At 75.4% G+C, this 13,191-nt stretch carries 13 protein-coding genes; all 13 read left to right on the top strand.

What is annotated here, in order from left to right; all coding sequences use genetic code 11:
- On the top strand, positions 1–456 hold the full coding sequence (locus ACYX4T_RS18860) for a hypothetical protein (RefSeq protein WP_476010814.1): 456 nt from the start codon (positions 1–3) through the stop codon (positions 454–456).
- Entirely contained in the window at positions 456–1,316 is an 861-nt protein-coding gene (locus ACYX4T_RS18855) for an Fpg/Nei family DNA glycosylase (protein ID WP_476010813.1), read from the top strand. Before ACYX4T_RS18860 ends, ACYX4T_RS18855 begins: the two co-directional genes overlap by 1 nt.
- Positions 1,317–1,321: 5 nt before the next feature.
- The gene (locus tag ACYX4T_RS18850) at positions 1,322–2,524 is read left to right on the top strand and encodes a histidine kinase (RefSeq protein WP_274231209.1); all 1,203 of its coding nucleotides are present in this window, start codon (positions 1,322–1,324) and stop codon (positions 2,522–2,524) included.
- 75 nt (positions 2,525–2,599) lie between these two features.
- Positions 2,600–3,487 (top strand): S49 family peptidase, encoded by an 888-nt coding sequence (locus ACYX4T_RS18845; RefSeq protein ID WP_476010812.1) that lies wholly within the window; start codon positions 2,600–2,602, stop codon positions 3,485–3,487.
- Positions 3,488–3,596: 109 nt separating this feature from the next.
- A complete protein-coding gene (locus ACYX4T_RS18840) occupies positions 3,597–5,318 on the top strand; it encodes a hypothetical protein (protein ID WP_476010811.1) in 1,722 nt (573 codons plus the stop codon).
- Positions 5,315–6,061: an ESX secretion-associated protein EspG gene (locus ACYX4T_RS18835; RefSeq protein ID WP_476010810.1), complete on the top strand. Its 747-nt coding sequence runs from the start codon at positions 5,315–5,317 to the stop codon at positions 6,059–6,061. The genes ACYX4T_RS18840 and ACYX4T_RS18835 overlap by 4 nt, the downstream gene beginning before the upstream one ends.
- Positions 6,058–6,420 (top strand): hypothetical protein, encoded by a 363-nt coding sequence (locus ACYX4T_RS18830; protein ID WP_476010809.1) that lies wholly within the window; start codon positions 6,058–6,060, stop codon positions 6,418–6,420. Before ACYX4T_RS18835 ends, ACYX4T_RS18830 begins: the two co-directional genes overlap by 4 nt.
- Before the next feature lie 182 nt (positions 6,421–6,602).
- Positions 6,603–7,460: a LytR/AlgR family response regulator transcription factor gene (locus tag ACYX4T_RS18825; RefSeq protein WP_274201091.1), complete on the top strand. Its 858-nt coding sequence runs from the start codon at positions 6,603–6,605 to the stop codon at positions 7,458–7,460.
- Positions 7,457–8,809: a DUF485 domain-containing protein gene (locus tag ACYX4T_RS18820; protein ID WP_476010808.1), complete on the top strand. Its 1,353-nt coding sequence runs from the start codon at positions 7,457–7,459 to the stop codon at positions 8,807–8,809. Before ACYX4T_RS18825 ends, ACYX4T_RS18820 begins: the two co-directional genes overlap by 4 nt.
- A 4-nt stretch (positions 8,810–8,813) precedes the next feature.
- Positions 8,814–10,553, top strand: a complete 1,740-nt coding sequence (locus tag ACYX4T_RS18815; protein ID WP_476010807.1) for a sodium/solute symporter — start codon at positions 8,814–8,816, stop codon at positions 10,551–10,553.
- A gap of 213 nt (positions 10,554–10,766) precedes the next feature.
- The gene (locus tag ACYX4T_RS18810; protein ID WP_476010806.1) at positions 10,767–11,123 is read left to right on the top strand and encodes a DUF485 domain-containing protein; all 357 of its coding nucleotides are present in this window, start codon (positions 10,767–10,769) and stop codon (positions 11,121–11,123) included.
- Positions 11,120–12,736: a solute symporter family protein gene (locus ACYX4T_RS18805; RefSeq protein WP_476010805.1), complete on the top strand. Its 1,617-nt coding sequence runs from the start codon at positions 11,120–11,122 to the stop codon at positions 12,734–12,736. The genes ACYX4T_RS18810 and ACYX4T_RS18805 overlap by 4 nt, the downstream gene beginning before the upstream one ends.
- A gap of 111 nt (positions 12,737–12,847) precedes the next feature.
- Positions 12,848–13,186 (top strand): rhodanese-like domain-containing protein, encoded by a 339-nt coding sequence (locus ACYX4T_RS18800; RefSeq protein WP_420791610.1) that lies wholly within the window; start codon positions 12,848–12,850, stop codon positions 13,184–13,186.
- Positions 13,187–13,191 lie beyond the last annotated feature (5 nt).

Genomic DNA, 13,191 nt, shown 5'->3' with positions numbered 1-13,191 from the left:
ATGGCCCGGATCCGCATCGTGCGCGCCGCCGACGGACGGCAGTGGATGGTGCGCCAGAAGCTGGAGTGGATCGACCCGGCCACGGGCGAGGACTTCGAGCACGACATGCAGGGTGGCCGGCTCGCCGCCATCGGCATCGTCTCGATCATGGGTCTGCTCTGGGTCGCGCTCCTGGCCTGGTGGTTCACGGGCAGCCAGGGTGTCGTCGTGCCGGTCTGGGTCTGGCTGATCCTGCTCGCGATCGCGCTGTTCTTCCCGAGCCGCTGGGTGCTGCGGCGCCCGCGCACCCTCGTCGCCGAGACGCCCGGGGGCAGCGACGGCTCGGCCCCCGAGCGCTGGGTGGGCTGGGTGCGGGGCACCTCGGCGGCGCGCGAGGAGATGATGCAGACGGTCCGCAGTCTCGAGACGCGCGCGACGCCCGCCTACGCCGACAGCCCGCTGCAGCCGGTGAGCTGATGCCCGAGCTGCCCGAGGTCGAGGCCCTCGCCGAGCACCTGCGCACCCACGCGCTGGCGCGGCCGGTGGCGCGGGTCGACCTCGCGAGCATGACGGTGCTCAAGACGTTCGACCCGCCGCTCTCCGCGCTCACCGGGCGATTGGTCACCGGCGCGGCGCGGCACGGGAAGTTCCTCGACGTCGAGCTCGACGGGCTCCACCTCGTCGTCCACCTGTCGCGGGCGGGCTGGCTGCGCTGGCACGACCAGGCGTCGACGACGCCGCCGAAGCCGGGCAAGGGGCCGCTCGAGCTGCGGGTGCACCTCGAGACCGTCGGCGGCCCCGGGTTCGACCTCACCGAGGCCGGCACCCAGAAGCGGCTCGCCGTCTACCTCGTCGAGGACCCGCAGCAGGTCCCGGGCATCGCGAAGCTCGGGCCGGACGCGCTGACGCTCGGGCGCGCCGAGTTCGGCGAGCTGCTCGCCGGGCGCACCGAGCGGCTCAAGACGGTGATCGTCGACCAGCAGGTGCTCGCGGGCATCGGCAACGCCTACTCCGACGAGATCCTGCACGTCGCGAAGCTGTCGCCGTTCGCCGCGGCGGGCAAGCTCGACGCCGAGGCCGTCGACCGGCTGCACCAGGCGATGGTCGGGGTGCTCTCCGCGGCCGTCGACCGCGCGGTGGGCCAGGACGCCGCCCGCCTGAAGGGCGAGAAGCGCTCGGGGATGCGGGTGCACGCGCGCACCGGCCTGCCGTGCCCGGTGTGCGGCGACACGGTCCGCGAGGTGTCGTACGCCGAACGGTCCTTCCAGTACTGCCCCACGTGCCAGACACAGGGTCGCGCGTTGGCGGACCGCCGGCTGTCGCGTCTGGTCAAATAGCTGTCGTGTTCAGCTGGTTGACCGATCCGCGCGTGCTCGCCGCCGTCGGCGTGGCGATCGCGCTGGTGGTCGCCGTCCTGGTCTACCGGCGGGTGAAGCGGCGCAACGAGTTCGCCTCGCCGCTCGAGCGCGCGACGTTCTCGACGCTGCACACGGTCTCGCTCGCCGCGCCCGCGCTGCGCGAGGGGCTCTCCGAGGGGTCGGCACAGTTCGCGGTGCCCTACCTGCGCACGCTGCTCGACACCGAGGCCCTGTCGATGACCGGGTCGGACTGCGTGCCGCTCGCCTGGGACGGCGAGGCCGAGCACCACAGCCTCGACGTGCGCCAGTACGCCGAGAAGGTCATGCGCACCGGCCGCCAGCAAGTGGCCAGCCGCAAGGACATCGAGTGCGGCTCGCAGGACTGCCCGGTGCGCGGCATCGTCGTCGTCCCGCTCGAGGTCGACGGCAACGTCGCGGGCACCCTGGCCGCGGTCAGTGCCGACACCCCGGGGCCGGTGCTGCTGCGCGCCTCGGCCGAGGTGGCGCGCTACGTCTCCAGCCAGCTCGAGCTCGCCGACCTCGACGAGTCCCGCGCTCGTCTCAACCGCGCCGAGGTCCGGGCGCTGCGCGCGCAGATCTCGCCGCACTTCATCTACAACGCGCTCAACACCGTCGCCTCGTTCATCCGCACCGACCCGGAACGGGCGCGCGAGCTGCTCATGGAGTTCGCCGACTTCACGCGCTACTCGTTCCGCCAGGCCGGCGAGTACACGACGCTGGCCGACGAGCTGAAGAACATCGACCGCTACCTGGCCCTCGAGCACGCCCGCTTCGGCGCGCGGCTGACGGTGAAGGTGCAGGTCGCGCCCGAGGTGCTCTCGGTGGTCCTGCCGTTCCTGGCGCTGCAGCCGCTCGTGGAGAACGCGGTGCGCCACGGCCTGTCGGGCAAGCCGGGCGGGGGGACGGTGACGCTGACCGCGGAGGACTCCGGTGCCGAGTGCACGATCATCGTCGAGGACGACGGGGTCGGCATGGACCCGAAGGCGCTCAAGGAGGAGAACCGCGACGCGCACCTCTCGGGGGCGCACGTCGGCCTCGGCAACGTCGACGACCGGATGCGCTCGGCGTTCGGGCCCGACTACGGGCTGATCGTGGAGACCGAGCGCGGCGCCGGCACGAAGATCATCCTGCGCGTCCCGAAGTTCCGGGCCGGCGTGCGCGTGTGACCGCCGGCTGCCGTGGTCGCGTCGAGCTGATCACCGGTCCGCCGGGTCCCGCGCATCGCCGTTAGCGTGGGTGGCATGAGCTCGCGTCTCGGTTCCGCCCTGTCGTCCGTCCTGCCCGGCCCCCTCGCGGCGGCCACGGGCCAGCGCACGGTGAGCGTCGTCCGGCTCCAGGGCGTGATCGCCGCGAACAGCGCGCCGGTGCCCCGGGCGGTCATCAACATCACCGCGGTGGAGGACGCCCTGCGCCGCGCGTTCACGGCCGACCGCGTGCAGGCCGTCGCGCTCATGATCAACTCGCCGGGCGGGTCGGCGACGCAGTCCGCGCTCGTCGCCGACCGCATCCGCGGCCTCGCCCAGGAGCACGAGGTCCCGGTGCTGGCGTTCTGCGAGGACGTCGCCGCGTCCGGCGGCTACTGGCTGGCCTGCGCCGCCGACGAGATCTACGCCCACCCGACCTCGCTCGTCGGCTCGATCGGCGTCGTCTCGGGTGGCTTCGGGCTCACCGGGCTCATCGAGCGCTACGGCATCGAGCGTCGCCTGCACACCGCCGGGCAGAACAAGGCGCGCCTCGACCCGTTCCAGCCGGAGAAGGCCGAGGACGTGGAGTGGCTGCTCGGGATGCAGGGCGAGCTGCACGAGATGTTCATCGAGTGGGTCCGCACCCGGCGCGGGGACGCGCTGCAGGAGACCGGCGACCTGTTCACGGGCGAGGTGTGGACGGGCAGGCGGGCCCGGGAGCTGGGCCTGGTCGACGAGCTGGGCACGGCGCGCGAGGTCCTCGCGCGCCGCTTCCCGGACGCCGAGCCGGTCACGGTCGAGCCGCGCCGCCCGCTGCTCGCACGCCTCGGGCTGGGCGGGGTGCTCGCGCCGCTGGCACCGCTCGCGGGGGCCGGTGCCGACCCCGTGGGCTCGGCGCTCGAGTGGGTCGAGCACCGGGCCCTGTGGAGCCGCTTCGGGCTCTGACGCGTCCCGCATTCGTTACCCACCGTCGCCCGGTCGGACCTAGGCTCCCGGGGTCAGGGCGAGGCGGGGGCCGGCCGTCGGGGCGGCCCCGTGCGGGAGGTGGTGGACCGTGCCGGTCCCCGACGTCCCGTGGGGCGGGCGCGACACGTCCGTCCTGAGCCACGAGCTCATCCACCGCTGGGTCAACGACGGCGCCGACCCCGCCGCCATCGACTCGGCCCGTCGGCGCCACGCCGCGCGCGGCGACGAGCTCCGTGCCGCCGCCCAGCGGCTCGAGCGCGCCCACGTGCAGCTGGGCGCCTCGTGGCGGGGTCGTGACGCCGACGCGGCCACCGCGCACGTGCGGACCCTCGTGGCGCGGATGAGCCGCCTCGGCGACGCCGTGACGGGCCAGGCCGGTAGCCTGCAGGGGGTCCGCGACGCGCTGGCCCGCGTCCAGTCGCTGGTCGGGCCGCCGCGCGCGCCCGCGCTGCCCGTCCTCGGCCGCACCCCGGCCGCACCGGGTCTCGCCGGCGCGCTGGCGGCCGGTGGCCCCGCCGACGGCTTCGGGGCCTTCCAGGCGGCACAGGCCGAGGAGCGCGCGGCCCAGGGCGCCTACCGGGCCTATCTCGAGCAGACCGGGCTCGCCGCGCGCGGGGCCCCGTCCGCCGTCGACGGACTCGCCGGGCGCTCACCGCTCGCCGCGCCCGAGGTCGGCGGCACGGCGCGCGGCGCCATGGCGTCGCCGGCGGGCCCCGGGGCGGGCGGTGGGGCCACGGCGCGCGGGGGCGTGCTGGCGCGGGCGGCGGGTCCGGCGCGGGCGCCCGGGGTGCCGGGTGTCGGTGGTGGGCCGCTCGGGGGTGCGCCCGGGGGCGCGACCGCCGCCGGCCGGGTCGCGGCGCCGCCGGGCGGTGCGGCGGCCGGTGCTCCGCCCGGTGCCGCGCGCGCCGACCCGGCACGGCCCGGGGCGGTCGGCCGGTTCGTGACGCGGCTGCTCGGGGGCACGCCGCCGGCGACGGGCGAGGCGCCGGGACGCGCGTCGGCGGCCGGCACAGGGCCCGGCGGCGGGGCCGGACCGGCAGCGGGTGCTGCCGGTCCGGGGGGCCGGTCCGGCAGCACCCGCTCCGCCGTGCCGCCCGGCGCCGGCAACGCCTCCGGACGCGGGCCGGGAGCGCCGTTCGCGCCGACGCCCGCGGACCGCCTCGCCGGCGGCGTCGGCCCGGGTCGCGGGGGAGCGACCGAGCGGCGCCCGGACGAGCGGCGGCCGCCCGGCGCCGGTCGCGGGGGTGGCGGTGTGTCCGGTGCCGGGGGCTCGCCCGACGCCGGGCCCGGGACCGTCTCGCCCCCGGGCAGCGGGTCGTCGCCGGGCTCGTCGAGCGGCGCTCCGCCGTGGCCGGGACCGTCGGCGTCGGCGTCGGCGTCCCCGTCTCCGTCTCCGTCTCCGTCCCCGGGCTCCTCGCCGGCCGGGCCGTCGGGCTGGCCCGCGCCGGACGGCCCCGCCCGGACGGCCTCGTCGGGCACCGCGGCCACCTCCGGACCCGCGGGCACGTCCCCGGCGCTCGGTGCGGGCGCCGCGGTCGGTGCCTCCGACGCCGCGCCCCCGGACGTCGGCTGGACCGCGACGGGGAGCCCGCCGACGGCGTCCACCGGCGCCGCCGGCCCGGGCGCACCCGGCGTCCCGTTCGTCCCGCCGGCGGGCGGCGCCGCGGCAGCGGGCGGGCCCACCGGCTCCTCCGCGGTCCGCCACCCCGAGTACCTCGTCGACGCCGACCCGTGGCGCGACCCGACCGGCGACCCCGACGAGCGCCGCCTGGTGACCCCACCCGTGATCGGGGAGCAGGACGACCGGTGACCGGCGTCGTGCTCGACCGTCACGAGCTGCTCTGGGTGCTCGAGCAGTGCGGTGCCGGGTGGCCCTACCCGCTGCGTCCGGTGCACTGGTCGGCGGAGACCGACGAGGAGGTCCGCCGCCACCGCACCGCCACCGAGCAGGCGCTCCGGTCCCGCGGCCTGCTCGAGCCCGCCCCCGCGCGGCTGCTCCTCGACGCCGGGCAGGCGGTCGCGGGCTGGGCGGTCGCGGTGGACCTGGTCCGCCGGGACGCGACCGCTCCCCTCGCGGCCGTGGCGCTGACCGACGGCCGCACCGCGGTGCTGCTCGCGTCGCCCGAGCACGCCGCCGCGCCCGTCCGCGTGTCGCCCTGCCCGCCCGACGGTCTCGCCGAGGCGCTGTTCGCGCTGGTCCCGCCCGTGCCGCCCGGCGAGGGCCCGCCCGTGCCGGTACCCGTGGGCACCACCGCCGCCGACCTGCCCACGACGCAGCGCACCGCCCGGTCCCGCGACCGCGCCGAGGACCTCCTCGCCACCGTCACCGCCGTCACCCAGGTCGGGGTGGCCGACCGCCGCGACGGCGTGCCCCGCCGCGTCGCCCCGCCGCTGTGCTGGCTCGACGGCCCGCGCGGGCGGCACGTGCTGCGCTCGCCCCCGGCACGCCCGCCCCTGCTGGTTCCCGCGACCGACGGACAACTGCTCGCCGACATCCGTACCGTGCTGATCGACGCGGCCGTGCCGCGCCCGTCCGGAAGGAGCACCGCATGAGCGCGCCGGAGCCGCCGAGGGAGGCAGCGGGCTCGGCGGGCGGCGAGGCCGCCATGAGCCCGGACGAGGCGCGCGCGTTCGCCGGGAGGGTCGACGCCCTCGAGCAGGGTGTGACGGAGGCGCAGGCGGCGCTCGACGGGCTCGGGGCGGAGTCGCTGGCGGTCGGGTCGGGCGAGGACAACGCGGCGATCGCCGCCTGGTACCGCGAGCTCGTGATGTCGGACACGGTGCCGGCGGCGCGCGCGCTCGCCGCGGAGCTCGCCGAGCTGCGGCAGGCCGTCCGCGACAGCGCCGCGGTGTGGGAGCAGGCCGACGCCGACGCGGCCGCGTCGGTGCGTCTGGAGCCCGGGCAGGAGTGAGGCGCGGCCCGTCACGTCGATCGGGTGGCCCAACGAGGTCCCCCCGAACGGGTGGTCCGTGCTCGCCACGCCCGCATCGGGCGACGGCACGCCGGGCGCGGACGATGGGGCACGGCAGGGTGGCGAGCCGATCGGGTCCTATCGTGGACGTGCGAACCTCGGCTGGGCAGGATGGCGTGGCAGTGAACACGAACGAGAACGACGGACTCGTAGTACTCGCCGTCGACGACGAAGAACCGGCGCTCATGGAGCTCGCCTACCTGCTCGAGCAGGACCAGCGGGTGGGCACCGTGCTGCGGGCCTCCGACTCGATCTCGGCCCTGCGGATCCTCACCGGTGGTGACCGGGTGGATCTCGGCGGCTTCTCGGGCGGCACCCCGCCCGCGGGTCTACCGGCGCCCGCGAAGCAGTCCGACGTGGACGTCCTGTTCCTGGACATCCGCATGCCCGGCCTCGACGGCCTGGAGCTGGCGAACGTCCTGTCGCGGTACGTCATCCCGCCGTCGGTCGTCTTCGTGACCGCGCACGACGACCGCGCGGTCGAGGCGTTCGACGTCGGCGCGGTCGACTACCTGCTCAAGCCGCTGCGCCCCGAGCGCCTCTACGCGTCCCTGTCGCGGATCCTGTCCTCGCGCGGCACCACGGTGCCCGTCGAGCCCGCCGCCGACGAGGAGGGCGACGACGAGGTGATCCCGGTCGAGCTCGCCGGCACCACGAAGCTGGTGCAGCGCTCGACGGTGCGCTGGGTCGAGGCGCAGGGCGACTACGCGCGCCTGCACACCACCGAGGGCAGCCACCTCGTGCGCATCCCGCTCTCGGTGCTCGAGGAGCGCTGGTCGGACGCCGGGTTCGTGCGGATCCACCGCTCGTACCTCGTCGCGCTGCCGCTCATCACGGAGCTGCGCCTGGCCGGCTCCGGGTACGTCGTGCGGCTGGGCAGCGGCGGCGACGTCGCCGAGCTGCCCGTCAGCCGCCGGCACACCCGCGAGCTCAAGGACCGTCTCGTCCGCTCGACGAAGCAGGCGTGGGGCCGACGGTGACCTCCCCCGGCGGTCCGGTGCGGGCCCCGGGGCCCGTCCCGGAGACCGCCGGGACGGACGGGGCCGACGGTCCCGGACGAGGCTCGGCCGGCGGCGCCACGACCGGCTCGTCCGGCCCGACCGGCGGAGCCGGTGACGGGGCCACCGACGGGACCGGGGCCGGCTCGGGCGACGGCTCCGCCGACCCGGCCCCGTCGGGCACCTCACCCACCTCGGCCACCTCGGCCACCTCCGCTACCTCCACCACCTCGGCCACCTCCGCCGAGGGCCTGCGCCCGGTGCCCGAGCCGCAGCCCGACGGCGACGCCGCGCACGCCGACCCGGCCGGCAGCGCGCCGGTCGGTGCCGGGATGCCGCACGAGACCTCCGAGGGGTGGTCGGGCGAGGGTCCGGACACGGGCACCGTGCGCCGGTCGCGCCCGTCCCGCGCCCCGCGCACGAGCGGGGTCCCGACCCCGCCCAGCCCGATGAGCGCCACCACCGGACCGGCGACGGGTCCGCAGGGCCCGACCGGTCGCGCCCCCGTCGTGGTGCCCGACCCGCCGCGGCGGCCGGTGCCCCCGACGTTCGCCTCGCCCGGCCAGCCCCCGCCCGGCGTGGCCCGCCGCCACGGCCGGCACGCGCGCCCGGAGCAGCCCGGCGCGGTGCACACCCCGCCGAGCGGCTACCGCCCCCGTCACGCGGCCCCCGACGCCGAGACCGAGCAGTTCGCGGCGACGCCGATGACGGGGCCGGGCGGCGTCGGCCCGATGCCGCTCGCCGCCCCCGTGGGCGCGCCGCCCGACGGCGACGCGGGCGTGGACGGCCGGGCTGTCGACGGCGGTGTCGACGGCGGTGTCGACGGCCGGGGTGGCCACCGCGGTGCCGACGGCCGGGGGGTCGACGGGGCCGCCGTCACCACCGACACGCCCCTGAACGCCGCGCCCGGCGGGGCCTTCCTGCACACCGGCCCCGGCGTCGTGGTCCCGCCGATGGGCGAGGGGACGGACACCGGGTCGGAGCGCGTGCGGGTCGTGCTCGCCGAGCGTCGGGTGCCGACGCGGGCGGTGCGCACCGTCGCCGAGATCGAGCAGCAGACCGAGACCGGCGAGCTGCTGCTGCGTAACCTCCTGCGCGCGCAGCTCGCGCTCGGGATGCGGCTCGGGCTGGTCGCGGTGTTCGTGCTCGGCGCGCTGCCGGTGCTGTTCCTCGTGCTCCCGCGGTTCGGGTCGTTCGAGGTCGCGGGCGTGACGCTGCCGTGGCTGGTCCTGGGCCTCGCGCCCTACCCGTTCATGCTGGCCCTGGCCTGGCTCTACGTCCGTACCGCCGAGCGCAACGAGCTCGACTTCGCCGACAACGTCGAGGACTGAGCGCGTGGACCTCGCGGGCATCGTCGCGCTCGCCGCCGTCGTCGTGGTCGGCGTCGTCACCATCGTCATCGGCTCGCTGGGCGTGCGGGTCGCGCGCACCACCGACGACTTCCTCGCCGCCTCGCGCACCGTCGGCACCCGCGCCAACGCCGCGGCGATCTCCGGGCAGTACCTCTCCGCGGCGTCGTTCCTCGGCGTCGCGGGCATCGTGCTCAAGGACGGGGTCGACGGGCTCTGGTACCCGATCGGCTTCACCGCGGGCTACCTCGCGCTGCTCTTCTTCGTCGCCGCGCCCCTGCGCCGCTCCGGGGCCTACACGGTGCCCGACTTCGCCGAGGTGCGGCTCGACTCGTCGCTGCTGCGCACGGTGACGACCTGGTTCGTGGTGCTCATCGGCTGGCTCTACCTGCTCCCGCAGCTCCAGGCCGCGGGGCTCGCGCTCACCGTCATCACGACGTGGCCGACGTGGGTCGGGGTGGTGGGCGTCGGGCTCGTGGTCACCGCCAGCGTGACCTTCGGCGGCATGCGCTCGATGACCTTCGTCCAGGCGTTCCAGTACTGGCTCAAGCTCACCGCGCTCGCCGTGCCCGTGCTCGTGCTCGTCGGGGTCTTCACGTTCGGGCCGGAGCGCGGGGACGCGCCCCCGCCGCCCTCGTTCACCGAGGTCACGACGGTCGAGGTCAGCACGCCGGTGACGCTGCAGGTCGCGACGCCGGTGGAGATCGGGGTCCGCGGGGAGGTCGACGGCGCGACGATCAACGGGCCGGTGTCCTGGGCGCCCGGCCTGCACACCGTCGACGCGGGCACCGAGCTGCGCTTCCCGGCGGGCTCGCCGGTCCCCGTCGTCGCGGACGCGGACCCGGACGGTGAGGCGTGGTCGGCGCCGCTGACCGGGTTCGCCGAGGACGGGCACTCGCTGCTCGCGACGTACTCGCTGATCGTGGCCCTGTTGCTCGGCACCATGGGCCTGCCGCACGTCCTCGTGCGCTTCTACACCAACCCCGACGGCCGGGCGGCCCGCCGCACCACGGTGGTCGTGCTCGCCATGCTCGGCGGCTTCTACCTGCTCCCGGTGGTGCTGGGCGTGCTCTCGCGGCTCTACGTGCCGCAGCTGCTCGTCACCGGGGAGACCGACGCGGCCGTGCTCCTGCTGCCCACGGCGGCGCTCCCGGGCTGGGCGGGTATCGCCCTCGCGGCGCTCGTCGCGGCCGGGGCCTTCGCGGCGTTCCTGTCGACGTCGTCGGGCCTGCTGCTCTCCGTCGCCGGCGTGCTGTCGACGGACCTGCTGCCCCGCCGGCTGGGGGACTTCCGCATCGCCGCCCACGTGGGCGGGGTGGTGCCCATCGTCGCGGCGCTCGGCGCGACCCGCCTCGACTTCTCCCTCACGGTGTCCCTGGCGTTCGCGCTCGCGGCCTCCACCTTCTGCCCGCTGCTGGTGCTCGGGATCTGGTGGAAGGGCCTCACCGACCGCGGCGCCGTGGTCGGCATGCTCGTGGGCGGCGGGGTCGCGGTCGCCGCGGTCGGGTCGACCCTCGCGGGCGTCGCCCCCGAGGGCTGGGCGGGTGTGCTGCTCGCCCGCCCCGCGCTCGTCACGGTGCCGCTGACCTTCCTGGTCATGGTGGTCGTCAGCCGGTCCACGCCACAGCGCGTCCCGGCGAACGTGGGGCGCACGCTGCTGCGCCTGCACGCCCCGGAACGCCTCGGACTGGGCGACGCCCGGCGCGGCTCCCGGCCCTCGGTCTGAGCCTCCCGTACCGTCCCGCACGCTCCGTACCGAGGCGCTTCCGCACGGTGAGATACGACGAACCGGACGAAGCTCGCCGATCGGTCGGCCCATCCTCGGCCGCTGGTCGAGTGAGAACGCGGTGAGTAGTCACACGAAAGGAGTAAGCGGTGTGATGCACATCAGTTTAAGGTTCGCCCCGATCGTGACGTCCGACGACCCCGCGGAGACCTCGTGAGTGCCACTGACGACGGGCAGGGTGGCTCGCCCGCGCTCGACGACCCGACCCCTTACCAGGAGGTCCAGCGTTCACCGGAGTTCGTCGCCCTGCGCAAGCGCTGGCGGGGCTTCATCTTCACGATGAGCGCGATCTTCCTGACCTGGTTCATGGTCTACGTGCTGCTGGCCGACTTCGCGACCGGCTTCATGAACACCCGGCTCGGCAACACGAACCTGACCATCGGTCTCGTGTTCGGCCTGCTGCAGTTCGTGTCGACCTTCGCGATCGCGACGCTGTACGTGCGGTTCGCCGACAAGAACCTCGACCCCGAGGCCGAGCGCCTCCGGCTGCGCGTGGAGGAGAAGCTGTGAGGACCCCGACGGCCGCACCGCCGCCCCCGACCCCCGAGGTCGGCTCGCCGATCCTCAACATCTCGATCTTCGCGCTCTTCGTCGTCGTCACCCTGGTCGTCGTCTACCGCGTCAGCCGCGGCCCGCGCACGGCCAACGACTACTACGCGGCGGGGCGGTCGTTCACCGGCCCGCAGAACGGCATCGCCATCTCCGGCGACTACCTCTCGGCGGCGTCGTTCCTCGGGATCGCCGGTGCCATCGCGGTCAACGGCTACGACGGGTTCCTCTACTCGATCGGGTTCCTCGTCGCCTGGCTGACCGCCCTGCTGCTCGTCGCCGAGCTCCTGCGCAACACCGGTCGCTTCACGATGGGCGACGTCCTGGCCTTCCGGATGCGCCAGCGGCCCGTGCGCGCCGCGGCCGCCGTCTCCACCCTGGTCGTCTCACTGTTCTACCTGCTCGCGCAGATGGCCGGCGCGGGCGGGCTCATCGCCCTGTTGCTGGGGATCGACGACAACCCCGACACGATCTTCGACGGGCAGGCGCTCGTGCTCGTGATCGTCGGCGCCATCATGATCGTCTACGTGCTGTACGGCGGCATGAAGGGCACCACCTGGGTGCAGATCATCAAGGCGACGCTGCTGGTCATCGGCACCGCAGTGATCACCGTGTGGGTCCTGGGCGTCTACGGGTTCAACCTCTCGGCGCTCTTCGGCGCCGCGGACGCGGCCTCGCCCGACAACCTCATCAACGCGGGCAACCAGTACGGGACGAGCACCACGACGAAGATCAATTTCATCTCGCTGGCCATCGCTCTCGTCCTCGGCACCGCCGGCCTCCCGCACATCCTCATGCGCTTCTACACCGTGCCGAACGCGAAGGAGGCCCGCCGCTCGGTCCAGTGGGCGATCTGGATCATCGGCATCTTCTACCTGTTCACCCTGGTCGTCGGGTACGGCGCCCCGGCCCTGGTCCCGGGCGGGGTGGAGGCCATCCAGAACGCCCCGGGCGAGGAGAACTCCGCCGCGCCGCTGCTGGCCTACGAGCTCGGCGGGACGTTGCTGCTCGCCATCATCGCCGCCGTGGCGTTCGCGACGATCCTCGCGGTCGTCGCCGGCCTGACGATCACGGCGTCGGCGTCGTTCGCCCACGACGTCTACGCCAACATCATCAAGAAGGGCGAGGTCGACTCCCGCGGTGAGGTCCGCGTGGCCCGCATCACGGTGGTCGTGATCGGCGCGCTGGCGATCTTCGGAGGCATCCTCGCGCTCGGGCAGAACGTGGCGTTCCTCGTGGCGCTCGCGTTCGCGGTGGCCGCGTCGGCCAACCTGCCCACGCTGCTCTACACGCTGTTCTGGAAGCGGTTCAACACCACCGGTTCGCTGTTCAGCATGTACGGCGGCCTGATCAGCTGCGTGGGGCTGATCCTGATCTCGCCGGTCACGCTGGGACAGGAGGCCGCCATCTTCCCGCTGCAGAACCCGGGCATCGTGTCGATCCCGCTGTCGTTCATCCTCGGCATCGTCGGCACCTACGTCGGGTCGCGCGAGGTCGTCAGCGAGCAGCGGTTCGCCGAGATGGAGGTCCGGTCGATGACCGGTGCGGGCGCGGCGAGCGCCAGCGACGAGTAGCCGTCGGTCCGGCAGCGCTGCGGAGCCCGTCTCCCCGGGGTGGGGAGGCGGGCTCCGTCGCGTCCGGCGGCCGGCGTCCGCTCACGGCCGCCTCGCCGGGACTGTGATGGGATGGGCGCCGTGAGTCACCCCGGACCCCCGTCGGTCGGACCCGGCCAGATCCCGCCCGGCGCCACCCTGCTCGACGTGCGCGAGGACGACGAGTGGGCGGCCGGGCACGCGCCGGACGCGGTGCACCTGCCGATGTCGCAGATCACCGGGCGGCTCGACGAGATCCCCGAGGGCCCGCTCGCCGTGGTGTGCAAGGTCGGGGGCCGGTCGGCGCAGGTCACCGCGTTCCTCGTCCAGCGCGGGCACGAAGCGGTCAACGTCAGCGGCGGCATGCTGGCCTGGGAGGCCGAGGGGCGGCCGATGACCGCCGAGGGTCCCGGGCCGGCCGCGGTGATCTGAGGGCC

It is taken from the genome of Actinomycetospora sp. ABD4_176, assembly GCF_056311855.1.
Note: the sequence above shows the minus strand (reverse complement) of the source record. Positions and strands in the feature narration are given on the sequence as shown.